The organism is Cysteiniphilum sp. 19S12-1, from assembly GCF_052030685.1.
Lineage (GTDB): Bacteria > Pseudomonadota > Gammaproteobacteria > Francisellales > Francisellaceae > Caedibacter.
This window is the reverse complement of the sequence record NZ_JBQAJM010000013.1, coordinates 19,333-45,222: the sequence shown is the minus strand read 5'-3', so window position 1 is coordinate 45,222 and position 25,890 is coordinate 19,333. Positions and strand designations below refer to the sequence as shown.

The following is a 25,890-nucleotide window of genomic DNA, read 5'->3' as shown; positions in this document are numbered from 1 at the left end:
ATGATTATGAGCAAAAACTATCAAACGATTGATGATATTTATAGTGGTATTTATCAGTCATCAGTAAATAGTAATGATCGTCCTGCTAATTCATTAAATGAGTTAGATTTTGTTATTCAAGATGTGATTCAAGCATCAGTTAAAAAAGAACAATATGTTTTTGCGAAGGCACTTAAAAATGGTCAGCAAGAAATTGCTGTTGTATTTATTTCTAGTGAGGTTCCCAAAGCACGATATGAACATATTAAAAAACAAGGGAAAAACTATCTCAAAGATGACCTGGTCATTACTGTTCAGCCTGTTGTTGCCTCATTACTAGATGAGCTTATTACGCTGTCTTTGAGAGATCAAATTGACACAGGTATTTTAAGTGAATTTTATACCATCGTAAAAGAAGCAGTAGATCTCAAAGCATCTGATATTCATATTGAAGCGACGTCAACACGAGTTGAGTTAAAGCATCGTATTAATGGGCTGATCTATCTGCATAAAGCGTATGATGCCGAGGTGATGCTTAAGATCTTGCGAGCAATTTATAATACCAAAGGACATTACGGTACAGTTGATAAACAGTTAGATCTATACAACAAATCACAACAGGCTGTCATTGATCAGCATATTGATGGAGTTGTTTATCGACTGCGTTTTCAAAGTACGCCACTATATCCTTATGGTTATAATGTAGTGATGAGGGTATTGTCTATGGGTAAAAAGCAAAGTCAAACCATACATTCATTGGGTTATTCATCTGAACAGGTTGAACTAATAGATAGTGCGTTAGCTTCACCTGAAGGCGTGATTATTTTCTCAGGTGAAACTGGGTCAGGCAAAAGCACATCACTTTCAGTTGCTCTGAAATTAATGGTAGATCGCAGTCGCCGCCAGAAGAAAATACTAACGATTGAATCGCCACCTGAATATATTATTGATGGGGCTTGTCAAATCCCTGTACATGAAACAGCGGATGATACCAGTCAGGTGACATTGGAGAAATTTAATCATACCTTTAAAGCGGCAATGCGCCTAGATCCAGATGTTATTATGGCAGGAGAAATTCGTGATCGTTCATCTGCTGCATTATTGCAGCAGGCAGTTCAATCAGGGCATAAGGTATTGACAACCCTGCATGCCCAGAATGCTTTTTTGTGTGTTGAGCGTTTGATCGGTATTGGCATTGACAAGGAGGTGTTATTGTCACCTAAATTCTTATCAATGATTGTCCATCAAACACTTGTGCCAATTGTTTGTCCTGAGTGCTCTTGGGGTTATGAAAAATATCGATCGATTTATCCAGATTGTGAGGTGCTGCATCGACTAGAGCGCATTAGTCATCAATATGGCAATGATGATAAAGTGCTTCAAAATGTACGCTTTGCTAACCGTGAAGGGTGTGATCACTGTGGTCATAAAGCCGTTATTGGTCGTGAGGTTGTTGCTGAGGTGCTTATACCCACAGAAGCGTTATTGGAAAAAATGCGTTTAGGTCGAATGAGTGAAGCAAAAGAAATATGGTATCACATCGGTGGACAAAATATGGCTACTCATGCTTTTGTAAAGATGTTATCAGGTTTACTGTGTCCGACGATGTATGAGTATAAAATGGGACGTCTGGATGAAATGGAGGTAGGGCAATGAAAGGCTTTGCTATAAAGTCAATATTTGATCGTCTAAAGTTGAGATTTAGTCAGGAAAAAAGACAGGTAGATGATAGAAAGATTAGAAATTATTCTATCGTCTTGATTTTTGTTTTGCGTTTATTTTTTTCTAATCGTGTGCGAGCCTCCTTATATCAAAATATTATTCTGGTGATGAGTAATAGTAGCTTGAGTATTTACGGCACACTGGTCGCTCTTAAAGAGAAGTATACATACTATCGATCATTCAATAATAGTGTTTTATCTATGATTTTAAAGGATTGGATTAGTAGAATTGAATATGAAGGTATGAGCTTTGATGAAGCGATCAAACCCTATATTCCATCAAATGAACATATGATGATTAAAGCGAATTTTGATGACCCTATTAATGCGCTTGATTATGCAAGTCAATTGACTAGAAAGTTTGCATTATTAACTAAGAGAATTGCAACTGGGATGATTATGCCACTGATTGCAACACTAATTTTAATTGCCGTCATTATTGGTTGTTCGCTTAAGGTAATTCCAATGCTGTTGGAGTCACTGCCCACGGATAATTTATCTGGAAATATTGCAGATTTTATTGCATTGAATAATTATATCACCAGTCATGCATGCTATATTGTTTTAATTGTCATTGTGTTGATTATTACAGTGCCAATAATAATTAAGCGCTGGACTTTTCGTATGCGTTATCGTTTATTTGATAAAATATGGGGTTTTACTGAGTATAAGAGGATTCAAGCGACAAGTATTCTGATTTCATTAGCGTCACTGCTGAGTTCTGGCAAAAGTTTTAATATGGCATTTATGTTGATCGAAACAAATTGTTCATATTATCTCAAGCCATATATCAGCAGGATGAGAGAAATGATGTCACAAGACGGGCTTTCAGCTGGTCGCGCGCTAGCGAGTGTGAATCTTTTTAATAACGATACATCACTACTGTTGGATATTTATACCGATGCGGGAGCGATTGAAGAGGGTTTACTTGCGTTAAGTGATCGTGTTTTAGAAACTGAAATTAATGCGATTGTAGTGAAGATGAAGATGCTAGGATTTGTCATTTTAGGTTTATCGATGAGCTACATTGGTTTCTTTTATTTTTCAGTGGCAACATTGTCAGACAGTATGCGCTAAAAAGTTATTAAGGATGGGGTGTTTATCATAGGAGAATTGTCTGTAAATGGATGGTATGGAATTTTTTAGCGTAACACTTAGACCTCTAAACGCGTTAAGCGGCAAATAAAAACGGGCAATGATGTAAAAGTTGGATTAATGCACTTTTGCTGTCAGTGCCTAGTTTTGCTTTGACGGTATTCAGATAATCAATGGCTGTTGAACTGGCAATATTAAGCTTATAGGCGATTTCTTTAGTGGTACAGCCTTCATAAGCAAGTTTGGCAATTTGTTTTTGTTTTTGTGACAAGGGTAACAATTGATGTTCTTGATGTAATGCATTATAAAACGCAATTAATTGATCACTTTTACAAGGGGCTAAACTTTGATGCATATTGAATGAGTCTTTAAGGCTTGAAGTATATGCGTAGGCAAATTTTTCGAGTTGTTTGAGTTTATTAGCATAGTTTGTAAGTACATAGTCTGATGCAATTTTACTTGCTTCCATCAAGTAATTCTGTTGATTCAGTGACAATAAAACCTCCATGGGGTAATCATAGTGTAGTATCAACGTCATATGATCAATGGTTGTTTGTGTCACAAGGCGATAAGGGATATTTGGGTATTGCAACGATTGAAAATAATGCCCAATCAGTTGTTGCGAGAAGACCGTTTGCCAGCTATAGCTTTTATCATTAAACGTTGTATCTGTCAAAAAGCTCGGATCAATATCAAAGACCTTTGCCTGATAGTATCTTTTGGCATAGGATAAATTGGCAAATGCTTTGACTTGTTTGACTTGTTCCTGTGATTTTTTGTCAGTAAATATCAGATTGATCTCACTTAGACTAAGATTGTGCGTTTGCAAATGTCGGTGTATCGATGTCATGAATGTTTGCAATTGAATGCTTGGTTGTAATAACTCATGTGCATTTGACTGTGTGTTTTGTTGCTTTGATTTCATATGATCGTTAGTCATCTATTCAATAATCTAGGTGGCAATAATCTATCATCTATAAGCTGTTGTCAGAATGCTAAAATTGTATGGAAATTGTACGTAAAAAAACTACCAACGTGTTGGGATGCAAAAAATATAGCCTTTATGGCGAATGGCTTGGAAATACTGATGATCGTCTGCATACGACTCTAAGCGACGTTTGAGTCTTGAGACCAGCAGATCAATGCGACGCAAAAACTCTGGGTTATCGGTTTCACCATATAAAATGGCATGTAATTTCTCGCGCGATAAAATTTCAAAGTCATGCTGCATAAAGATATTCATTAACAGCTTTTCTTTTTGGGTTAAGTGAATCTCGTTACCTTCAAAGTAAAGCGACAGTGTGGTCAGATCAAAATGCCACTGATTAAAGCGCACGATATTTTGTGCTTTTTGTGCTAGTGGTATAGTCGATTTGACAGATACATAGTCTAGTCTGGAGCTGACACGGTTAATCAAATAATCAAAGGGGTTGTGCAGTGCAATATAATCATCAGCACCATTTTTTAAACTGGTAAACTCATTCTCTTGCGTGAAATCATAGACGATATAACATAAATTATGTCGCGCTTTTAGTGTGCGCCATGTGGCAACGTCAGTTTGTAAAAAATACGCAGCATGAATTAAGCAGAGTGATCCTTGCATATGCATGCGATTGATATCTTTTGGCGTTTTAGCAACAAATAAATTCCAGTGATTAAGTGCCTGCATTTTGAGATATAGGTCACTGTTTTTAAGATCATTATTACCGATAAAGACAATGTGCTGCTTCATTTTAAATCCTTTTTGTTTTTTTTGGTTTCTTGTTGTTTTGTCGTTTGTTGATAGCCGTCATCGATCAATTAGTTATTACAGAAAATAATTGATGATAGGTCGTACCGTTTACAAAATTTTTGCAAGCGGTATATGCTGCGAATGAGGATATTTTATCGACAGGTTTATTTTGAAATCACCTCAATTTTTGAGGGGTATACCCATCGTAAATCATTTTGTGGTGTTTAATGTTGAAGAAATTTTTGATGCTTTTGGGTGATTGGGTTGCAGATAATAACTAGGACTATTAGCAAAAACCAATCATTCAAAAGCGAAAGAAACTCAATAGCAGAAATGCTGTAAATTGGTTTGTAATAATTCAAAAATAAGTTGAGCTTTAATTACCCCTCACCCGTGCAGCTTAAGCTGCACGACCTCTCCCGCAAGGGGAGAGGTATTAGCTGACGCAACTTATTCTTGATTCATTACTTTGTGATGGGTATATGTAGGAAAGCGTAAACTTTGTGTCATTAATAAGAGGTTAAATAGCTTAGCAATTTATGTCGTCTAGGTAATATGAAGATGTCATTTTGCTGCATACAAAAAAGTGCGCACTTTGTATTTATTATTATCATTTGGTATCAGGATGAGTCAGGTTAATGGTAAGTAAGTATGTTTACATTTAAGCGAACGAGAAAATTGGTACGTAGTGCATTTATGGTGGATGCTATCAAACAGCAGCATAGTGTGCTAAAAGATATTTTGAAAGCACCATTTAAAACAATAGCAAAGATCAATCAACCAAGCGCAGATGCGCAAAAAGTCGATCAAACGCTAGCGGATGATACGCTTTATCATCAGTGTTTAACGGCGTTAAAGTGTCGTTTGTATTTTTTTCTTATATTATTTATTTTCGGCACGGGATACTTTCTGTATTTGTTGGTTGAAAGCCATGCGATTTGGCAATCAGCGTTAATGATGTTGATGATCAACGTGATTTTATTTTTATATGTCTTTCGTTACCACATGTGGTCAACACAAGCAAAGCACAAACTAAAGCAACTTTCTTTAGCTGGATATTTTCAACTATTGAGAGGCAATTCCTCTATCAATAATCATCAGCATGATAAGAACTGTGCAGATAATAGAAAAAATGACAAAAATCAGCAAAGCTAAAAGGGCGTTTAATTATGAGTATGTGGGCACCAGCAAGTAAGGATACATCAATAAGCATTCTGCAACAATTTTTAACCGGCGGCATGCCATTTTCATTGCATGATGCCTCAGTGACACTTTTTCAGCAAGTTATCTATGGCTTTAATATTGGTATGTTAGCCATTGGTATGGTGTTGTTTGGCTATATCCTATTTGCAGGCACCATTCATTCAGCACGCGATGGTGTGTTTTTAGGCAAAGATTGGGATAGCTATTGGTTACCATTGAGAACGGTATTTGGTGCCATTGCTGTGATTCCAACGAAATCAGGCTATTGTATGGCGCAATGGGCAATATTTAATTTAGTCAGCATGGGGGTGGGTTTTGCGGATCATATTTGGCATGATGCGTATACTGCTGCCGCTCATGGCTCACAGGCAGTTATTCCCAGTGGGCTATCACAACAGATTATTGATCAAAATGCCTATTTTTTGTTGCATGGTTTTGTGATTAATGCTTATGCCGCAGCACAAAATGATAAGGTTATTAACTGCAATTCGGATATCGATAAAACATTACAGATGACATTAACAGCAAGTAACAATAGTCAGGAATTGAAAAAATGTCAATTTAGCTATGATGTATCACTCAAAGGGGTTAATCAATCCAATATCAATCAACTGCTTGATATATGGCAGCCAGATCAACAGTCAAGTCTTAATTTGGCAACTTTCTTACCACAAGATAGTGGCGGGGTGAGTAATTTTCTGACCAATAATTTCAGTCAATGCATACAGTTGGGTAATAGCATATGTGGCGTCATGCTTAATGATAATAACGGTAAACTAACCTATTATCAGCTGGGGTTGGGCAATATGACAGTAAATGCTGATTATTTACTTAGAGCTAATAGTCAGACTCAATATTTAGATACGTACCGAGATGAAATAGAAAAAACTCATCTAAAGATTCCATCTCAAGCTCAGTTTAATACACAGTTAAAAAACCTTACAAGGGATAACAACCCCTTTGCTAAAATGGATATTTTCACACCTAATTCAACCGATGCACAGCTATTATCTAGCTATAGTGGTAATACCATATATGCAATAAATAACCAGAAAATTCCCAAGCGGTCTAGCGATAAGCTAGAAAGTACCTGGTGGGATGCTGATCAAAAATATCTGTTTTTGGATCAAATGCTTAGCGACAATATTCAAGCATTGCAGCAAGCATTTAGTCAGATTAGTCAAAAAATGCAAGTAGCATCAAGTGACACACAAATTACCAATGTTATATCTAATATTTATCTACAGAAAGTGTCTGCACAAACTATTTTTAGCAATACAGGACTTCAGCCGGATAGCAACGGTGTATATAACATTAATGGTTCACAGCAATTGCCACGGTCAATTACAGAAAATAGAGATGTATTAAAAGGGACGGCAAATGTCACAGAAGAAAATGCCCCCGATCTTTGGAAGTTAGTTGCCAGTGGGCAGCTGCAAGCCGGATCAATGCAATCGACCTTAGCTTTTATTGCTAAAGTATTTGGTCAGTCTTCTGATCAATATATATTGGCTAAGCAGTCTATCAACAATGGTTTATCGGCTAAAGCCCAATCTTATATTCAAATGATTATGAGTATTGCCGAACCGCTATATAAACAAAATCAAACAGAGGCGCAAAACTTATTAAATAATTTAATTAATCTGATGACGTACTTTGATATCAATGGTGTCAGTTTTATTCAAAGCAACAATAGTATGAGTGATAACACCTCTGACATAGCCAAAGATGCAGTGACAGCGATTTTAAATAAGTTGTTCCAAAATCAGAATGCCTCATCAAATCAAGCAAAAGATGATGTGACCAGTATTCTTGATGAGATTTATAAGTTTGGTCAGAGTAAGGATAACGGTGGATATACCCAAAGCTCATATATTCAGCAGTTACAGAATTTGGGGCGTGATATGATTAATCGTGCACTTAATGCCTATCAAAATACCTATACCTACTTTGCGTCACAATTTAATAACCTGCAAGTGGCTCAAAAAAATGCAGCATGGGCGTCATTTGGCTTAAATGCCGGTGCTCTAGCACTTGGTACTGCAGGCGTTGCAACCTCGGCATTTGCCATTTTTAATAATGAGCCTGGATTTGTCGGAATGGCGCTGCAGGGAACGGGTAAATTACTGCAAGGGACGGCACATTTAACGATGCAGGCACAAACCGCTATTTCAGTGATGAGCCTCTATAAGTTGATGTTACAAATGATGTATTTACCGATTTTATTTGTTATTTTAAGTTTGGTTTTTATTAATGGTATTATGTTCTCATTAGTTTTACCGTTAGCGCCTTTTTTCTTCTTTTGGGCGGGTAAAATTGCATGGCTATTATTGGTTATTGAAGCCTTTATTGCTGCCCCTTTTGTCGCCTTAGGAATGGTATATCCTGAGGGACATCAAGTGTTTGGTAAATCACAATCAGGGATTCAAATGGCAGTGAATTTATTCTTCCGACCGGTATTGATGATTATTGGCTTAGTGACTTCTGTTATATTGACCTATGTTGTCGTCAAGTACTCGGTGCAAGCTTTCCATGGTATTGTTAGTAGTATGAATTTAATTGCTGTTGACTATACTGCGACCAATAATATTTCATCCGGTGTTATTGCTTTATTTACCATTTTTGTATTTGTGAGCTTTTTGGCAATTGCTTTTAACAAATGCTTTTCAATTATCTATTTACTACCTGATAAAGTGTTGCAATGGGTCGGGCATTCAGGTGGCGAGCGAGCTGGCGAGCAGGAGTTTCAGCAAATTAAATCAAGCACAGAAGGTGGCGTACAACAAGCAAGTCAAGCCGGACAAAAAAGTGCAGAGGAAGGCTTATCAGCGCGTAAAGGACATGTTATGGAATCTGGCAAAGCGATATCCGGTGTTGGTGAGGCAGCGTCAGGTGCTTTAGGCGGCGATAGTAATGCTAAGCTCGCAACTGATTACGCTGATCGCAAAGAAAAACATGATCGCAAAAATGGTGCAACAGATGTCTATGAACAACAAACAACGAATGAAAAAGAAAGATCGAATTAGGAGTAAACAAAGTTATGGCTACAACTGAGAAAGCAAATAATGATAAATCAGATCAGTTAGAACCGGAAAATAATCAGCGCATTAAGCAGGAAAATATAACGGATACAAGTGGCAATGTAGAAGATTTGGTAGTGTATGAGCAAGATACTAAGCCTCTAACTGAACTGGAAAAAAAAGTACGTGAAATTTTAAGCAAACAAGACTATAGCTTACAGTCAAATGCATCATTGGATCGTTCAAGAGGTAAGTTAGATAGTGATATTACCGCATTTTTTAAAAGTCAACGTCTAGCTTCTGTGCCCTTGGAATTATATCGTTCACCGCAATTCTTAAATAAATTTGCTTATCTGATTAGTGAAGCGTTGGTTAATCATAATGCAAAAGATAAAAAACTATTAAATGCAGCAGAGCAAGCTAAATTAAAGCAGGTTGCTAAAAGCTTAAGAGTAAGTGCCTATAAGGCGCAAGATAAGCACGGTTATATTGACAAGTTTGAGTACCACCAAAATGAGCGTCATAATTTTTTAGTGATAAACACTCGAGGACAGGATACATATCAGTTGGCACTAGGCGAAAATCAGCAGTTTCAAATGTATCGCGATGACCATCACGCAGGCGGGTTTTCACTACGCTTTGAACATGGAAAGTTTCATACAAAAGCGTTGGCTGAAGCAATTATGTTAGAAGCAGGCTATCAACCACATGGCACATTAAAAAACTTAAAAGATAATGAATTGACAAGTGTTTTAGATCAATTAATTGAACAGGGTGTTGATATTTCGGGTGTGCAAATCAAAGGAGACAAAGCGCAAAATGACATCTTAAAGAACAAGCAAATGGAACAAGCGAAATTTCAAGAGAAAGTCATAAGACAAATTAATAATGAAGAGATTTACAAAAATCAGGATGTGGAGAAAGTTACCTATCCTGCGTATATGGTAGACTCTGAAGCGGAAAGGCGACTTAAGGCAGAGCATTTACCGCAACCGGTTATTGAGAAATTTATGCAAGAACTGGTTAAAGAGATTAATAACGAAATCAAGTGATAAAAGAATGAGGAAGAAATGAAGCGGATATTTTTGGCATTATTGATTTCAATCGTGATATTTATTCAGATAAGCTATGCAGACGATGGCAGTGGGCGACAAGTGTTTGAAGTAAAGTTTACTATGGATGCTCAGTCGCAAAGAGAGATTAAAGCGATTAATTTTGAAGCAGTTAAAGATGGTAATTTGGATGATGTTTCAACGGATCAATATCAGCATCATTATTTATTATGGAATAGCAATCAAAAAGATAGTGAGTACAAAGTGACGTTGACACTAAAGGATAATGGTCAATTTGTGTTTTATTTAAATCCTTTTTATGATGATTATTCTAATGATGCAACCTACGATTGGATGTTAGGCATCTGGAATTCACAGAAAAAATCCATTAATCAACCAGATGGCAACCATCAATTTAAGTCCTACAGCGGAAGATATTATATTGATAATAGTTTATTAAAACATATGACATTGAATATTTATGAAACGGTTAAACCAGTGATACATGGGCAGTGGCAGGATAATAATAGCTTTATGCCAGAGGGTGATTTGCATCAATTTAATGCTTGCTATAAGTTGTGGCCTAATAATATTACTTATGACACACCCGAGTGTATGACTAATCCAAGTGATAATAAGAGATATCGAATGTATTTTGTAACGATCAACATAGCCAATCTTTTTATGGGCAGTGCTAAGGAATATTTACTAGGTTTTGCTCATAATAATGGTATGGTTAGTTGGCAGCAAAAATCAGAGCAAGATTATGCAAAGGATGGCACATCAACACCTCAGTTGTATTTTGAGGCATCGTATAATCAACAGCCATTTTGTAAGGTGTATATGAGTGATGATTTATCAAGTATTACCTCAGTTAAGCCAGTCCAATATGCGCCGATGAGTTGCAGTTACCAATCTAATTATTATGAGCCAAAATTTATTTTTGCCTGTAGCGGTAGCAGCAGTATTGGGATGGCAGGTGATAATCAAAGTGCCTGTGGTTGGATTAATAGTGGCAACATTCAATCTCAAGCATTTAGCAGTCATATCAATCAGCTATAAAATGTATCAATATAAAACGTTAATATACAATGGTTTACATTTCGTTTTTATCTAAAACGTGTCAAAACAAATTTTGAAGTGTTTCTCAAGTGCAATTTGCCATGATTATAATCATAGGCAAATCGTAACCTTGATCACCAATAGCTTAAGTGAAGTAAAACGATGAATAATATGAATCAGTCATTAACTGCGATCCTACAGCATTTACTGGATAATTTACGTGTGCTGGTATTACCACAAAACAGTGATCAGTTTAGCCTGTTATTTATGCTATCGAGTGTGATTGGCTTTATATTGTTATGTGTTTTTGTTAATCGCTTAAGAATGCACTGTAAACCGCATCATATGATGCGCCATTACTCGCCGTGGGCAACTGTGATGTATCTGTTTTCAGGATCATTTTTATTAAGTCTTCAAGCGATTATTCAACTATTAGTCAAAAGTTTTTTTAATGATAATTGGCAGCCAGATAATGTTTTCAACTACCAACCGATTACGATTAATAACGATCCGTTATGGGGTAGCATCAGTGAGCTGTTTTTTGCGTGTATGGTTGTAATTGGTATTGTCGCTATTTTGCGTGGGTTTATCTTGGCGGTGAAATTAGGTGAAGGACAGGATGGTTCAGTGGGCAGGGTGTTGACACATATTATTGCTGGCGCGGTTGCTGTTAATGCCATTAATGTTGTGAGTTTAATCAATTTATTTTAATAAGGAGCATAATAATGAGAAATTTATATCACAATCTAAAGCATATCCTCTTGGCAGGTTTGATTAATGTTTTATTAATCAATATGAGCTTTGCCGATGAGGTGAAAGGATTTAAGTCGTGGGCAGCAGGAATTGTAACACTATTTGAGCAAATCAAAACCTTTTTGGTGTTTATTTGCTTATTAATTGGCATGTGGTATTTGATTTTGGGATTATTACAATTACGCAAATCACTGACACCACAAGGCGCACAGCAAGATATATTAAAACAAGCGTTTGGTCATATTGTGATAGGCGTTATTCTGATTAGTGTCGTTGCTTTTATCCAGATGTTCCAAGTCTCTATTGATAATAATGCAGGAGATACTTCAAAACCAATCAGTACCTTTAGTGTTGATAGCAATGCTTTGAACAACAATTAATGATGAAACACAATGATCAATAAAAATATAATTGCCCTATTAGGGGTCGCGATGTTATCAGGTTGTGCCAGTACGCCTCAAAGTATTGACTTACAAGCTGAGCAGTTGGAGATAAATGGTTTTATGCTCAAATCGCTTGATCAATCAGCACAAACGATTAGTCAAAGTGTCAATACCTTAAACAGCTATAATGCGATGCGCTTTCCAAAGGTTGATCTACCATTAGCACAAGTCCCTGATGACGTACTAGCGCAAAAAGTTACATTGGTGTGGAATGGACCGATTCAGCCAGTGATTGAAAAATTGGCAAAAATTGCAGGCTTTACTGTTCAAGTGTACGGTAACCCACCTGCCATTCCGATTGTGATTGTGCTTAATCAAGCCAATGATTGGCAGAGTATACTGGATACCTTAAGAAGTATTGATGTGCAGAGCAAAGGTGGCGCCAGTATATATGTTAATGCCAAAGAGAAAATTATCAGCTTGAGGTATCAATAATGGCAATGGTAACTAATGCACAGCTACTAGATAATATGTATGCGCCTAGTGCCTATGTCAGTCACTTGCCAGATCTCACGATTCGTCAGAAAGCAATGTTGGATGCAGCAAAAAATTTAGGCATTCAATCTGGTTTATACTGGGCATCACAAGCGATTGATGATCAGGAGAATGCACTAAAAAATAAATTGAATATGATCTATAACTTTTCTAGTTTGATGCTTAATGATTATGTTGTGCCACCGGTCATCACGCAAGAAAATAATCTTGTCAATATTAGTGATAATGTGATTCGCTTTGGTAGTCAGCGTTATCGAATCATTAAAAATGCGTACTTTTCAACAGCGGCACCTAATTGGCGCACGTATCTTTATATGGATTATCCTCAACCGGATGTCCCTGATAAAAGTTTGTTGCCACAGACCAAAGAGGAGAAGAAGCAGTGGGATGATGCCGTCACCAAGGGCTGGCATTTAGGGATTCATCAGGCACGCGTGATATTCCAAAGTAATCTTAATCAATTAACACAGGATTATGCTGGGATGGTATTGTTTCATCAATTATTATTGCAACATATGGTGAGCTTGCCTTATGTCCAAAAGCAAAACCATGGTATTACTGGGGATAAAAATAATCTGATTATCAATGATCATAGTTGGCAAATCAAAGCCGATCCGCAATTTGAAAAAGCCTTTAAATTATGGGCGCCTTTGATGAAAGCAAAGCAACAAAAAGCAACAAAATGAAAACACTGAATAATTGGAATTATGTATATTGCCCGTACCCTGAGCGAAGTCGAAGGGTCGAAATCAAAGAGGCAAGGTAATGATGGCTTCGACTAATGCTCAGCCAACGCTTATGCAAAATCATTGAATGACAGAGGTAACAAACCAATGCACGTATTGAAACTAGATGATCACTATCTCAATGAGCAACAGTTCAATCAGTTGCTATTGACATGTGCTGCAGCTGAGACTACTGATATCACGTTACAAACCAATACACCCATATTGGTTTTGCGACATAAGAAGCGCCTTTATCAAGGTATGCGTCAATTATCTGTGCAGGAAATAGAAGATATTGCGCAACTTATTTATGGTGCTAATGCCATTGCGCACTTGCATGCTGGCAATGATATTGATACCAATTATATCGTCAGATCAGCCGCTATGCGTTGGCGTGTCAATATGACCGTTTGTCAGCAACAGAGCCAGTTTGGTATTAGCATTTCATTGCGATTAATAAAAGACAAGATCCTGCCGCTTCAAGCACTAAATTTACAAGCTGAAGTTGTTGAGAAATTAATACATTTACAAGGCTTAACAATTATCTCAGGGGCAACAGGCAGTGGTAAAAGCACCTTGATTGCAAGTATTTTAAAAGCACAACAGGCGTTACCCTATGTCCATAAAATATTAACCTATGAATCACCGATCGAATATACTTTTGGTAGTCAGGCAGGTGAAGCAGTTGTCAGTCAAACGCAAATTCCTGATATCTTACCGGATTATCGTTATGCGGTATTTAATGCCATGCGTCGCTTTCCCGATGTGATTATGTTGGGTGAGACACGCGATTTTGAAACATTAAATGCCTTAATTGAAGCAGCATTAACAGGGCATGCTTGTATTACAACGGTACATGCCAATAATGCGGCTGATGTTTTTTATCGTATGTTGTTAATGGTGCCCGTGGCACAAAGGGAGGCGTACTATCGCCAGTTGATTAGTAGTCTATCTGTTATTGTTTGGCAAATGCTTATTCAGTTGATTGATGGCACGTTAGTGCCGATACAGCAGACAGTGATTTTTGATCATGCGTTGAGAGTTGCGTTGTTTGAGTTATCAATGCATGACGGCATTGGCTATCTACGTCAGCACCTTGATGCTAAAGCATCGCCTTTGGAGAAAATGATGGCTTATTATCAACGTGGAGAATTAACCCAAGAGGATTGGCACTATTATCAACAAAATTTTAAGGCGATTAAGGAAATTTAAAAATGGCAAATAACAATTATCATTGGCGCAATAGCGCATTAACGCCAAAGCTACTATTTATCAATGCCTATATGGCCTTGCCGTTATTGCTAATGGCTGTACATTTTTGTCAATGGACGATTGCCATTAGTGTTATATGTGGCGTATTTTTTTTGTTGTGTGAGCTCTTTAAGTATTCGCCAATCGGGCTTTGTTTAAAGTTCCGAAGTTTACTCGTTGGCAATAAAAAGGTAATTAGCAATGACGCATTTTAGAGGAGTCACCAAATCACAAGAAACCAATGCCGCATCGACGATTCGTGATACACGCTCATTAACAAAGCGACTCATAAGCTTTGTCTTAGAGCCAATCAATAGTGTTGCTATTATGCTTTGTTTACTGATGGTGATTTTAATTGTTCCTCAATTATTGATTGTGTTGATTTGGCTGCCGTTAATATTATCAATCGTTGTGTTAACGCAGTCACCTAAGTTACCTTTTAAACTGCCCATCGGTGCACGTTATAAAGATTATAATAATGCGCTTCCTGGACAGACAAAGCCAGGCAAAGCTAAGGGCATTTACTTTTTTGGTAATGAAAAGGAAAGTCATCATGAGCTTTGGTTTAGCAATGAGGATATGCGCACACATGCGCTTATTTTTGGCTCAACCGGAAGTGGTAAGACAGAAACACTCGTTTCACTGGCATACAATGCACTTGTTCAAGGTAGTGGCTTTATTTATGTCGATGGTAAGGGGGATAATGCACTGTATGCCAAGATTTATTCGATGGCACGCTATTTAGGGCGAGAAGATGATGTGTTGGTCATCAATTTTATGACGGGTGCTAAAGATATCAGTACATCAGAAAATAAAGAAGAAAAATTATCAAATACCTTAAACCCCTTTGCGATTGGTTCATCAGATATGCTGTCACAGTTAGTGGTCAGTATGATGTCCTCAGAGTCTTCAGGTGGTGGTGATGGAGATATGTGGAAAGGGCGTGCCATTTCATTTGTTGAAGCATTAATGCGCATGCTGGTGTATTTAAGAGATCAAGGTTATTTATTATTAGAAGCAAGTTTGATTAGACGTTATTTTGTATTAGACGTTGTCGAAAATTTTCTTTATAACAAAGAACTGATTAATCACGAAGGTAAAAGTATTGTCTTTGAAGGTAATATCCCTTTAGCCGTGACAGATCCGATGCATAATTATTTGGCAACCTTGCCAGGATATCAGGTAAAGAATGTCGGTGGACAATCGGACAAAACCTATGAGCAACATGGCTACATTACGATGCAGTTGACACGTGTTTTTGGTTCACTTGCTGATGTCTATGCACATATTATGAAGACAGAGCTTGCTGAGGTTGACTTTCAGGATGTGGTGTTAAATCGCCGTATTTTGGTGGTACTGTTACCAGCACTCGAGAAATCACCCGATGAATTAGCAAACTTGGGTAAATTAATTATTGCTTCACTCAAAGCGATGCTTGCCTCAGGTCTAGGGAATAAGATTGATGGGCACCGACGCGAAGTATTAGATGCCAAACCGTCTAATTCAGATACGCCATTTCTCTGTGTATTGGATGAGTATGGTTATTATGCGGTGAAAGGGTTTGCTGTGGTACCAGCGCAAGCTCGATCACTGGGGTTTTCAGTGATTTTTGCCGGCCAAGATTTACCTGCTTTTCAGAAAGCCTCAAAGGAAGAGGCCGCTTCCATTTGTGCCAATACCAACATTAAGATCTGTATGAAACTTGAGGATCCGCAAGAGACGTGGGAGTTTTTTAATAAGACTGCAGGAGAGGCTTATCTGACAGCGGTCAAAGAATTTAATATGGGAGATCAAGGTGATGCTTTAGGTTATAGAGATACGAGAACGGCAGCTGTTGAAAAGCGCAGTCGTGTTGATCTGATGGATTTGAAAGATCAACGAGAAGGCGATGCCCATATTTTCTTTAGATCACAGATTATTCGTAGTCGCATGTTTTATGCTAACCCCAAACAAACCGATGAGATTAAAGTTAATCGATTTATTAAAGTGCCCCCCTTAACGCAAGATAAAATCCAGCAGCTAAAAGCTATATTAAGCTACTCTCCTTCAATGGATAATGACATCACTCTCCGCCATGAGCTAGGCGATTCACTCAAAGAGCTGTTTCATAAAATGACAGAAGATCAGGAAATAGATCAAAAGGCATTGGTGCAGCAAAGTCATGATTCATTGGCGCAAAATGAACAGTTATTAGTTGATAATATGGCACAACTATTGACTGAGCTACAAAAGAGTGCAACGGTTATTAATGCGCATGGACAACATGAGGTTAATGATACTTTATATCGCAATATCCCATTGAGTAAACGTTTAGATAGTGCGTATTATGATGTGTTGCATGCTGATTTTAACGATGCGCCCGTTTCGGCAGAAAAGATTATGCGTATGACGCATTACTTTGCTTTGCAACAGGGTATTCATCCAACGAAAATTAGTGCTATTCAAAAACGCCTGCTAGGTCAGCTAACACAGGTTACCGCTTTGAAATATAGCCCATGTCAATCGATGGATGAAGTGTATGAAAAATTATCGCAAATTACTAAAGTTTATGGAGTGGGTCGACGATGAGTGTTTGCAATATATTATGTCAGTATTTTATGACGTATCATTCAGATATTACTTTTTGCTATAAAGACAATGGTTATACGCTTGATGAGGTATTGGCAACAGATGGCTTTTTGCCACGAATGATTCACTGTGTTGAGGGAAATTATAAATATGTGTTTAATCGAAAACCTGCAGTGAATTTCGTACGCAAAGAAGATGCCTTATGCTCAGAGGAAGTGTTGTTTGCGGAGGATGAAGCGCAAAATCTGATTTTAGTAATGTATTTAATTGATCTGGTTGAGCGTTGGATTGATGATGAGAAAATTTGTCAGAATAAAAAACTTAACCTTGATTTGGTTTAATGTGTCAAAATGACGCAATTACAGCCTGTTAAACAGGAGTTGTCGTAGAGTAAAATGTAAGAAGAATAAGTAAAAAATTAAGGATTTAGTTGAAATGATTATAAATCAAAATGCAAATAAAAATGAACAATCTGGCAAAGAGAGAAACAGGCCTGTTGAAACTCAAGCGTCACAATCTTTTTTATTAGGTCATGGGAAAGTAGATGAAAGTAAAACCTTTATTTTACCTGACAATGTTTATATTGTGTTTTACTCTCCATTAAGCTTTGGTATCTCAGGTTCATACAAGCATTTGATATCTAACGAAATTAGGGATTATGGGGATAAAAAATTCATATTTGAAGAATTTAGGAACTCTTTAAATTCAAAATTAGTTTTAGGTGGAAAAATAGGTGATCAACTAATTACCACTCCTTATCTAGAGGGTAATAAAAGTATAAATCTTATTACTTTAAGTAAACCAAACAGTAAAATTAATGATCATATTTTATACGATCTTACCATTAATGAGGTACACGATGATTATAATCAACAATACAATACGTTAATAAAAAACTTCAGTAAGTCAGGGAAAGTGCAGTATACATTTAGAGATAGTCATGAAGATGAGAAGTCCTCTAAATATTTGTCGACATTATGCCTAGAAGCGCCTAAGAACAAAGTAACCGTTTATCATTGGTTAGCCTGTCGAGCCATTCTGGATACGAAGGCAGAGCTTATTAGTTATTCACCTTTGTCTGTTACAAAATATTTAGAAAATAAACAAGAGCTTGTTGCAAAATATCAAGAAAATGATAAAAAGCTTGTTGCAAAATATCTAGGTAAACAAAAGTTTTTTGCAAAATATCTAGAAAATAGAGATAAGCTTTTTGCAAAATATCTAAAAAATCAACAACCGCCTGTTATAGAATATCTAGAACGTCAATACAAGTTTGTTACAGAACAGCTAAAATGTAATCAAACTCCAGATCAACTAAAACGTAAACGAACCCCAGATCAACCAAAAGTTATGGAGAACTATACTCAAAATAATTCCTCTAATAAAATGCCAAGGATGCGTTAGAAAATTATTGATAACTTGCAAAGCTTATAGTCGGTGGTTATAAGTATAAAAATGGTTATATTGCAGTTTAAATATTTTTGTCTATGCTTTATTTATGGAGATATCGTGCAGTAGAGTGGATCATGCAGGATAAGAAGATCTTAGTGATAGACGACAATGTAAAGCTTAATAAGCTCATTAGCAATTTTTTAGCTGATAATGGTTTTACTGTTCGCTCAGCACATGATGGTGAAGAAGGGATTTTTTTTGCTAAGAGCTTTGCCCCTGATTTGATTATCTTAGATGTTGAAATGCCTGATTTGTCAGGCTATGAAGTTTGTCAGTTGTTGCGAGCAGACTATCAAGGCGTGATTTTATTCTTAACGTGTCATACTGATCCTGATGATGAGTTAAAGGGCTTGAGATTAGGCGCTGATGACTATCTTAAAAAACCGGTATCACCCGAGGCTTTATTGTTGCGTGTTAACAAGATATTAACATCGCGGACTGCTAATGATGTCATTCCTGATGTGTTAAGCTATGGGACATTAGCGGTTGATGTGAAAAACTATGAAGTGCGCTATAAAGATAAGCCAGTTGAGTTAACGAGCAAAGAGTTTGAATTAATGAAAATTTTTGCGCTTAATCCTGATAGGTTGTTAAAGCGAGAGTATCTTTATTTGATGATTAAAGGTGTTGGGTATGATGGTGTTGATCGGTTTATTGATGTGATGGTGTCAAAGTTACGCCAGCATTTGGAGGATGACGCCAAAAATCCGACCAAAATTAAAACAATTTGGGGTAAAGGGTATATTTTTTGTCAAGGTGCTTGGGAATGAGTATGCTTAAATTTATTGCGCGTCAGTTATTAATCTATCTGTCTGTGCTAGTGATATTGACCATTTTTGTTGTTTCATCGAGTACTTATATTGGTTTTAAAGTCAACCAGCAAAATGCAGAGCTAAATGCTGCTGGTGTTTTCAGAGCTTTGGAAGCTCGGTTTCAGAACGAGCCAGAAAGTAAGTGGCCTTTGATTATTGATAAACTAAAAAGCCTGCATACAAGACCATTACATTTACTTCATTTTGATCAGTTACCAGAAGATATACGTTCACAAAAAGAAGCGTTATACGCCGGTGAGATGCTTTTTGATTATAATAATCATGACTACACAAGTAACTTTGATATGTTTAAGCCAAGCATGATTTATCAACGGGTTTTAAAGAGTGATTTGTTTTTTGCAATGCAAAAACGTGCGCCTGAAATCATAGAGTATCAGAAGAATAATGCGTGGATTCATCAATTGGCTTATAGTAAATTTAAAAACACACCAGAGTCTCAGTGGAGTTCAGTGATTCAATATATAGAGAATGTCTATCAAGTTGGTGTTGAGGTGAAAAATCTATCAACTTATACACAACAAGAGCAGCAAGACATTAAAAAGTGGGGTTATTTCCCGACACAACCCTTTCATGGTGTTGAAGGGTATATTCAATTCTTATCACCAAATCCGAATAAAGTCATTATTATTGGCCCTTATCGAGATAATTGGGTTAAGCTGCACCCACACATTTATGCGTTAATCATTGATGCTATTTTATTGGTGTTTTTGACACTTATTATTTCCTACCCACTTTATCGGGATTTGATTAAATTAAAGTCTTTAGCACAGAATTATGGCAATAATGCATTTGATAAGGACATCCAACTATCGACTAAATCGGTATTATGGTCGGTTTATCAGACGCTTAAGGATATGGGAAACAGCATTCAATCGCTGATAAAACGACAAACGACTTTTGCTAATATGGTCGCACATGAGATTAAAACGCCATTAGCGCAAGTCCATTTCACCTTACGGTTGTTAGAAAGCGCTAAAACAAACGAAGCGCGCGCAAAGCATATCTTATCAATCAAAGAAGATATTATACAAATAGATCATTTGATTAATCAGCAGCTAGATTATTCAAAATATAGTTATGTAAAATTACCATTGAATTTAGATAAAGTATCACTCCCTTCAATGGTTGAAAAAATCGTTACAATTCATCGTACTACTTATGCAGATAAAGCATGGCACTTTACTTGTGATCATCCGAATATAATGGTTTTGTTAGATAAATTTGCAATACAAAAAGTATTAAATAATCTACTGATTAATGCCTATAAATATGGCGGTGATATAATCAATGTATCGATTAGCATTTTTGATAACGATGCGGTGATTAAAATTACAGATAATGGTGAGGGATTTTTGTTTGATCTTGAGGATGTCTTAAATCAGCCATTTAATTCACAATCAAAACAAAGTAGCGGACTTGGGTTAGCAATTGTCTGGCGTATTGTTGAAGCGCATCATGGGCGTATAACACTTGATAATACGTCTGGCGCGGTGACATTTGAAATCAAATTGCCAATAGTATAATACTCCCCATATTTTAGACCATAGTTAGAGACACAAAAAAAGGTCTCAAAAAATGCTAATGTGCTTGGCGTTATGCGTTTAAATCTTGATTGTGATTATGATCGTTTGCAAGGCTGTAGTTTTGATAAAGGTTTTTACTCGGCGGTGAATCTTGCAGAGGCTAAAAAGCTTATTGATAAGGTTGTTATGCCCAAAAAAGGCAAGTTAAACCAGTTAGAAAAGATTCAAGAAAGCGACTCTGAATTTGTCAAAACCAGACATCAGCATTCAGCCGTTGAGTCAGCAATCAACTTTTTGGAGCAACATGGACTTGATCGCTGCCCAGATAAGGGCAAAGAAGGTTTTGATTGTTATGTGGCTTTGGCTGTTTTATCTTGCAATGTTCAACGCATTGGTGAAATTGTGCAGAAAAAACGACGCAAACAAGAAGCTAGAAAAAAACGAAAGTTGAGTAAAGCTGCTTAACACATAAATCATTTAACTTAGGGACAAAAAATCACGCAAGCAAGATCTTGGGGATCAAGTATAAATTGAGTTCACTGCCGCATAGGCAGCTTAGAAATAAAGTGGGGGTAAAAATGGAAATAATTGAATTGTTCACAGTTGTGCAAAAATGGGTTGTGAATATTTATACCGCCCATAAACCATTTTACAGCATTTTTGTCATTGAATTTTGCGCCCTTTTGGGTGATGCAATTTTGCCAATAGTCCCAGCTATTGCCTGCAGTTCCATCACCCAAAAACATCAAAAACTTCTTCGACATCTAACACCGCAAAATGATTTACGAGCGGTATAACACTTCTAGTGTTTAAGCGTTTTCATCGGTAGCACAAAACCATAAGCAATTGGTTTGAATTTGCTGATAAATAAATTAGCCGATTTGGCATTAATGGTTTTATCTTTTGGGTTATCGATGCTTTCAGCGATTTCTTTTTCAAGTTTTTTTACCTTCATCATGATGTCACCTATAAAGTTGATTGAGTCATTGTTTAAAGTAGGTCAAAATTTATTCTTTTGCCATTAATTTAAGAAGAATGTAGTAAAAATAGTATGAGCTGATGCACAATGCGTATAAATAGTGCTGTCAATCTTCTAGTCAAATGTAATACACTAACGCCTAGGAGTAATGATTAACCTTGTGGTTATCACCAAGCATATGAAGAAGATTAAAGTCATGTTTGTCTGTATGGGCAATATTTGTCGCTCACCAACGGCGCATGGTGTTTTCCGTCAATTGGTTGCTGAAGGGCATTTACAGTCACATTTTGAGATTGAGTCATCTGGCACACACTCTAATCAGTGGCACAAAGGTGACGCCTCTGACCCAAGAACTGTAGCAACAGCGTTGAAATATGGTTGTGATATTCGTGACCTACGTTCAAGGCAGTTAGTGGCAGAAGATTTTAAGCACTATGATTATCTGATTGCCATGGATGATAAAAACCTTAAAGATATGCAGATGATTGCGCCAAATAGCAACATGCAAAAGGTGACAAAATTACTGCAATATGCGCCTACTTTGGCAATAAATAATGTGCCTGATCCATACTATAATGATGGATTTGACCAAGTGTATTTGATGATTGACACAGCATGCAGAAATTTACTAGAAGTGTTAAAAGATGAATTAAAGGTAAAGTAGGGGCATATTGCATATGCCCTTATTATTAGGCATCAATTATGTAGCAATAGATAGAAGATATTTTTATGAGTGATAAAAGAATCAAAAAAGTAAAAGATGTAAAAGGTGTAAAAGACGTGAAAGAGACACCTGAACTAAGACAATCACAGATAGTGGAAGCTAAGCCAAATGATACACCATCAATAAAGCCGATGAATTATCGTCAAGCAACATATGTAATGGGGGCTGCGTTAGTTGAACAGCTTCCTGCCGACTATGGCATTGAAGTGGCGTTTGCGGGGCGTTCTAATGCGGGTAAATCCAGTGCCTTAAATGCATTAACCGAGCAGACCAAGTTAGCACGTGTCAGTAAAACACCTGGGCGGACGCAACTGATCAATTTATTTGAGCTGGAAGAACATAAGCGTTTGGTTGATTTACCTGGCTACGGCTATGCCAAAGTGTCAGAAAAGATCAAAGCCAGTTGGCAGAAAACACTAGAAATGTATCTAACAACTAGAAGGTGTTTAAAAGGGATTGTGTTATTGGTTGATTCTCGTCATCCCATTAAAAGCTTTGATTGTATGATGATTGAAGCCGCAGTGCAGAATGAGTTAAATTTGCATGTTTTACTAACCAAGGCGGATAAGCTCAATAATTCAGAAAGAGCCAAAGCGGAGCGCTTATTGAGAGACTATTTAAAGCAAGTGCGCGCACCTGATAATATTAGTTTTCAATTGTTTTCAGCGCAAAGCAAAATGGGATTGGATAAGTTAAAACATAAGCTCGATCAATGGTATAATCTGACATTTGTTGATTTGGAAAGTATCTAGCGGCTAAATCTTAAGAGGGGGAAAGGTGTGCAAAGGCATGAAGATCAATGTGTATTACGCTTAGAAAATATCCATAAAAGTTTTCCAGGGACTAAAGCATTAGATGGTGTCAGCCTAACAGCATATCGTGGCAAAGTAATGGGGCTTTTGGGTGAGAATGGTGCTGGTAAATCAACGTTAATGAAAGTGTTAAATGGTATTTACCAAAAAGATGAAGGTGATATTTATTGTTTTGGTGAAAAGGTTGAATTTGATGGTATTGCCAAAGCGCAAGCATCAGGCATTGCTATGGTACATCAAGAGCCGCATATATTGCCAGATCTGACGATTGCTGAGAATGTTCTCTTGGGTCGCGAGATTATGCGCAATCGCTTATGTATCGATTGGAAGGCAACTTATCAAAAAGTTGATCAAATACTCGCTAGGTTGCACATGCAACAAAAGGCAGCAAGTTTGGCAAATAATTTAAGTATTGGTGATCAAAAGCTTCTGGAGCTTGCTAAAGCTTTATCATTAGATGCGCAAATCATTGTCATGGATGAACCTACAGACGCCTTAACCGAGAAAGAAGTCAGACGCTTGTTTGAAATCATTAAAAAGCTTTGTGAACAAGGCAAATGCATTATTTATATCTCGCATCGCATGGAAGAAATTTTTGAAATTTGTGATGATATTACGATTATGCGTGATGGTCAGTTTATTATTGAAAGTAAAACAGATGTATTAACGCATGAACAAATCATTGAGAAAATGGTTGGTCGTAAGATGACGGCATTCTCATCAGCAGAGCACACTCAGATCTCAGAGCAGCCGATGCAGCAATTATTTAAAGCAGAAAATATTAGTAATGACAAAATCAAGCCAGCAAGTCTCGTTATTCATCAAGGTGAAGTGCTTGGTGTGTATGGGCTAATTGGTGCTGGACGAACGGAGCTTGCGCGCAGTATTTATGGTTGTTATCCGATTAAAGAGGGACAAATGACATTGGCAGGTGAGGTGATTCGTGTAAACAATCCAACGCAAGCTTTGGCTTATGGAATTGTTTATATCTCAGAAGATCGTAAAGTCGATGGACTTGTCTTGGGTGCTAGTGTTAAAGAGAATATGACGCTAGCATCACTTAAAAAACTTTCAAATGCATTGGGGCATATTGATCGATCACAAGAAAAAGAAATAGTCTCTAAGTATATAGATCAACTTAAGATTAAAACACCTAATCAACAGCAGCTAGTCAGTAATCTAAGCGGTGGTAATCAACAGAAAATTGCGATTGCTAAGGGCTTATTATGTCAACCTAAGCTGTTAATTTTAGATGAGCCAACGCGCGGAATTGATGTGGCTGCAAAACGCGAGATATATCGCTTGATTCATACACTTAAAGCACAGGGTTTGGCGATTTTATTTATTTCCTCAGAAATGCCTGAGGTGATTGGCTTGAGTGATCGCATGTTGGTGATGCGTGAGGGTGAGATAAAGGGCGAGCTGATGTCCGACGATATCTCGCAAGAAGCGGTAATGAAATTGGCAATTGCTTAAATGATTTAAGGGGAGAGTAATGCTAAAAAATAGCGTGATGAATAAAGTTAATAAACAATTTTTAATTGAGCATAAAGCAGCATTGGCGCTTGTTGTTATGATTGTCGTGATGTCATGTTTGAATCAGTACTTTTTGACGTGGAATAATATCTTAGTGATTTTGCAACAAACATCTGTTAATGCCGTGATTGCAGTGGGTATGACTTTTGTTATTTTAACCAAAGGCATTGATCTGTCCGTTGGATCTGTATTAGCACTTTGTGGTGTGATTTGTGCGTTTTTATTGCAGTGGATGGTGCCGATTTATTTGGTGGTTCCGTTGACGATTTTAGCCGGTGTTATCTTTGGTGGTGTCAGTGGTGCGATTGTAACCAAAGGTGCGGTGCAACCATTTATTGCGACATTGATTACCATGACCTTGTTTCGTGGATTAACGATGGTGTTGAGTGATGGTTATCCGGTGGCAACAAGCTCTGACGCTTTTGCTTTTATTGGTACCGGTAGTTTGTTGGGCATTCCTTTTCCTGTGTACATTATGGCAGTGGTTTTTACGGTGTCTTTTTATGTATTGAAATATACGCGTTTTGGGCGATATGTCTATGCCACAGGTGGCAATGAAGAGGCAACAAAGCTTGCCGGTATTCGTGTTAATCGTATTAAATTTGCTGTTTATGCTATTTCAGGCGCTCTATCAGCAATCGCGGCAATGATTATTACCTCGCGTCTATCATCAGCACAACCTACAGCAGGTACAGGTTACGAGCTTGATGCAATTGCTGCAGTAGTTTTAGGCGGGACGAGCCTTTTTGGTGGTAAAGGTAAAATTATGGGCACATTGATGGGTGCGCTTATTATCGGTTTATTAAGTAACGCGCTTAACTTAATGGACGTTTCCTCGTATTATCAGATGATCGTCAAGGCGTTGGTCATATTGATTGCGGTATTATTTGATTTTAAAGTGAAAACATAGTGTAACTAACCTCATGGAGAAG

At 37.2% G+C, this 25,890-nt stretch carries 26 protein-coding genes; 23 read left to right on the top strand and 3 right to left on the bottom strand.

The genetic code is table 11. From position 1 onward, the window contains the following. The first annotated feature begins 6 nt into the window (after positions 1-6). Entirely contained in the window at positions 7-1,635 is a 1,629-nt protein-coding gene (locus tag ACTS4L_RS05995) for a GspE/PulE family protein (protein WP_440616332.1), read from the top strand. A 173-nt stretch (positions 1,636-1,808) separates the two neighbouring features. Further along, on the top strand, positions 1,809-2,777 hold the full coding sequence (locus ACTS4L_RS05990; protein WP_440651814.1) for a hypothetical protein: 969 nt from the start codon (positions 1,809-1,811) through the stop codon (positions 2,775-2,777). Between the two features lie 94 nt (positions 2,778-2,871). Here the strand turns inward: ACTS4L_RS05990 and ACTS4L_RS05985 are convergent, their stop codons facing one another. Further along, positions 2,872-3,735 (bottom strand): helix-turn-helix transcriptional regulator, encoded by an 864-nt coding sequence (locus ACTS4L_RS05985; RefSeq protein WP_440616330.1) that lies wholly within the window; start codon positions 3,733-3,735, stop codon positions 2,872-2,874. 87 nt (positions 3,736-3,822) lie between these two features. Beyond that, the gene (locus tag ACTS4L_RS05980; protein ID WP_440616329.1) at positions 3,823-4,527 is read right to left on the bottom strand and encodes a winged helix-turn-helix domain-containing protein; all 705 of its coding nucleotides are present in this window, start codon (positions 4,525-4,527) and stop codon (positions 3,823-3,825) included. A gap of 651 nt (positions 4,528-5,178) precedes the next feature. Between ACTS4L_RS05980 and ACTS4L_RS05975 the strand changes: the two genes are divergently transcribed. From ACTS4L_RS05975 to ACTS4L_RS05895, 17 genes are all read left to right on the top strand, one after another. Next, positions 5,179-5,682 (top strand): hypothetical protein, encoded by a 504-nt coding sequence (locus ACTS4L_RS05975; RefSeq protein WP_440616328.1) that lies wholly within the window; start codon positions 5,179-5,181, stop codon positions 5,680-5,682. 14 nt (positions 5,683-5,696) lie between these two features. Further along, entirely contained in the window at positions 5,697-8,756 is a 3,060-nt protein-coding gene (locus ACTS4L_RS05970; RefSeq protein WP_440616327.1) for a DotA/TraY family protein, read from the top strand. 14 nt (positions 8,757-8,770) lie between these two features. Next, positions 8,771-9,802: a hypothetical protein gene (locus ACTS4L_RS05965; RefSeq protein ID WP_440616326.1), complete on the top strand. Its 1,032-nt coding sequence runs from the start codon at positions 8,771-8,773 to the stop codon at positions 9,800-9,802. A gap of 18 nt (positions 9,803-9,820) precedes the next feature. Next, complete coding sequence (locus ACTS4L_RS05960; protein WP_440616325.1) at positions 9,821-10,864, top strand: hypothetical protein; 1,044 nt, start codon at positions 9,821-9,823, stop codon at positions 10,862-10,864. Between the two features lie 162 nt (positions 10,865-11,026). Next, the gene (locus ACTS4L_RS05955) at positions 11,027-11,575 is read left to right on the top strand and encodes a hypothetical protein (protein WP_440616324.1); all 549 of its coding nucleotides are present in this window, start codon (positions 11,027-11,029) and stop codon (positions 11,573-11,575) included. A 14-nt stretch (positions 11,576-11,589) separates the two neighbouring features. Next, positions 11,590-11,997, top strand: coding sequence for a hypothetical protein (locus ACTS4L_RS05950; protein ID WP_440616323.1), 408 nt, complete (start codon positions 11,590-11,592; stop codon positions 11,995-11,997). A gap of 12 nt (positions 11,998-12,009) precedes the next feature. Further along, on the top strand, positions 12,010-12,495 hold the full coding sequence (locus tag ACTS4L_RS05945) for a DotD/TraH family lipoprotein (protein ID WP_440616321.1): 486 nt from the start codon (positions 12,010-12,012) through the stop codon (positions 12,493-12,495). Beyond that, a complete protein-coding gene (locus tag ACTS4L_RS05940; RefSeq protein ID WP_440616320.1) occupies positions 12,495-13,241 on the top strand; it encodes a type IV secretory system conjugative DNA transfer family protein in 747 nt (248 codons plus the stop codon). The genes ACTS4L_RS05945 and ACTS4L_RS05940 overlap by 1 nt, the downstream gene beginning before the upstream one ends. Before the next feature lie 147 nt (positions 13,242-13,388). Next, complete coding sequence (locus ACTS4L_RS05935) at positions 13,389-14,492, top strand: ATPase, T2SS/T4P/T4SS family (protein WP_440616319.1); 1,104 nt, start codon at positions 13,389-13,391, stop codon at positions 14,490-14,492. A 2-nt stretch (positions 14,493-14,494) separates the two neighbouring features. Further along, positions 14,495-14,746 (top strand): IcmT/TraK family protein, encoded by a 252-nt coding sequence (gene icmT, locus ACTS4L_RS05930; protein WP_440616318.1) that lies wholly within the window; start codon positions 14,495-14,497, stop codon positions 14,744-14,746. After that, complete coding sequence (locus tag ACTS4L_RS05925) at positions 14,733-17,099, top strand: type IV secretory system conjugative DNA transfer family protein (RefSeq protein WP_440616316.1); 2,367 nt, start codon at positions 14,733-14,735, stop codon at positions 17,097-17,099. Before icmT ends, ACTS4L_RS05925 begins: the two co-directional genes overlap by 14 nt. Positions 17,100-17,128: 29 nt before the next feature. After that, positions 17,129-17,440, top strand: a complete 312-nt coding sequence (locus ACTS4L_RS05920; RefSeq protein ID WP_440651812.1) for a hypothetical protein — start codon at positions 17,129-17,131, stop codon at positions 17,438-17,440. A gap of 94 nt (positions 17,441-17,534) precedes the next feature. Continuing rightward, positions 17,535-18,503, top strand: a complete 969-nt coding sequence (locus ACTS4L_RS05915) for a putative adhesin (protein WP_440616312.1) — start codon at positions 17,535-17,537, stop codon at positions 18,501-18,503. Positions 18,504-18,625: 122 nt separating this feature from the next. Further along, positions 18,626-19,321 carry a response regulator transcription factor gene (locus ACTS4L_RS05910; RefSeq protein ID WP_440616311.1) on the top strand — a complete coding sequence of 232 codons (696 nt, stop codon included), beginning with the start codon at positions 18,626-18,628 and terminating at the stop codon, positions 19,319-19,321. After that, entirely contained in the window at positions 19,318-20,907 is a 1,590-nt protein-coding gene (locus ACTS4L_RS05905; protein WP_440616310.1) for a sensor histidine kinase, read from the top strand. Before ACTS4L_RS05910 ends, ACTS4L_RS05905 begins: the two co-directional genes overlap by 4 nt. A 72-nt stretch (positions 20,908-20,979) precedes the next feature. Then, positions 20,980-21,372, top strand: a complete 393-nt coding sequence (locus tag ACTS4L_RS05900) for a hypothetical protein (RefSeq protein WP_440616309.1) — start codon at positions 20,980-20,982, stop codon at positions 21,370-21,372. 113 nt (positions 21,373-21,485) lie between these two features. Beyond that, positions 21,486-21,704 (top strand): hypothetical protein, encoded by a 219-nt coding sequence (locus ACTS4L_RS05895; protein ID WP_440616308.1) that lies wholly within the window; start codon positions 21,486-21,488, stop codon positions 21,702-21,704. A gap of 5 nt (positions 21,705-21,709) precedes the next feature. Here the strand turns inward: ACTS4L_RS05895 and ACTS4L_RS05890 are convergent, their stop codons facing one another. Further along, complete coding sequence (locus tag ACTS4L_RS05890) at positions 21,710-21,865, bottom strand: hypothetical protein (protein ID WP_440616306.1); 156 nt, start codon at positions 21,863-21,865, stop codon at positions 21,710-21,712. Between the two features lie 169 nt (positions 21,866-22,034). On the opposite strand from ACTS4L_RS05890, the gene ACTS4L_RS05885 reads away from it, so the two are divergent. The 4 genes from ACTS4L_RS05885 to rbsC all read left to right on the top strand — a co-directional run bounded on the left by ACTS4L_RS05885 (position 22,035) and on the right by rbsC (position 25,868). Then, positions 22,035-22,550, top strand: a complete 516-nt coding sequence (locus ACTS4L_RS05885) for a low molecular weight protein-tyrosine-phosphatase (protein ID WP_440616305.1) — start codon at positions 22,035-22,037, stop codon at positions 22,548-22,550. 191 nt (positions 22,551-22,741) lie between these two features. Further along, positions 22,742-23,362 (top strand): ribosome biogenesis GTP-binding protein YihA/YsxC, encoded by a 621-nt coding sequence (gene yihA / locus ACTS4L_RS05880; protein WP_440616350.1) that lies wholly within the window; start codon positions 22,742-22,744, stop codon positions 23,360-23,362. 27 nt (positions 23,363-23,389) lie between these two features. Continuing rightward, entirely contained in the window at positions 23,390-24,898 is a 1,509-nt protein-coding gene (locus tag ACTS4L_RS05875) for a sugar ABC transporter ATP-binding protein (protein ID WP_440616304.1), read from the top strand. A gap of 19 nt (positions 24,899-24,917) precedes the next feature. Beyond that, positions 24,918-25,868 (top strand): ribose ABC transporter permease, encoded by a 951-nt coding sequence (rbsC, locus tag ACTS4L_RS05870; RefSeq protein WP_440616302.1) that lies wholly within the window; start codon positions 24,918-24,920, stop codon positions 25,866-25,868. Positions 25,869-25,890 lie beyond the last annotated feature (22 nt).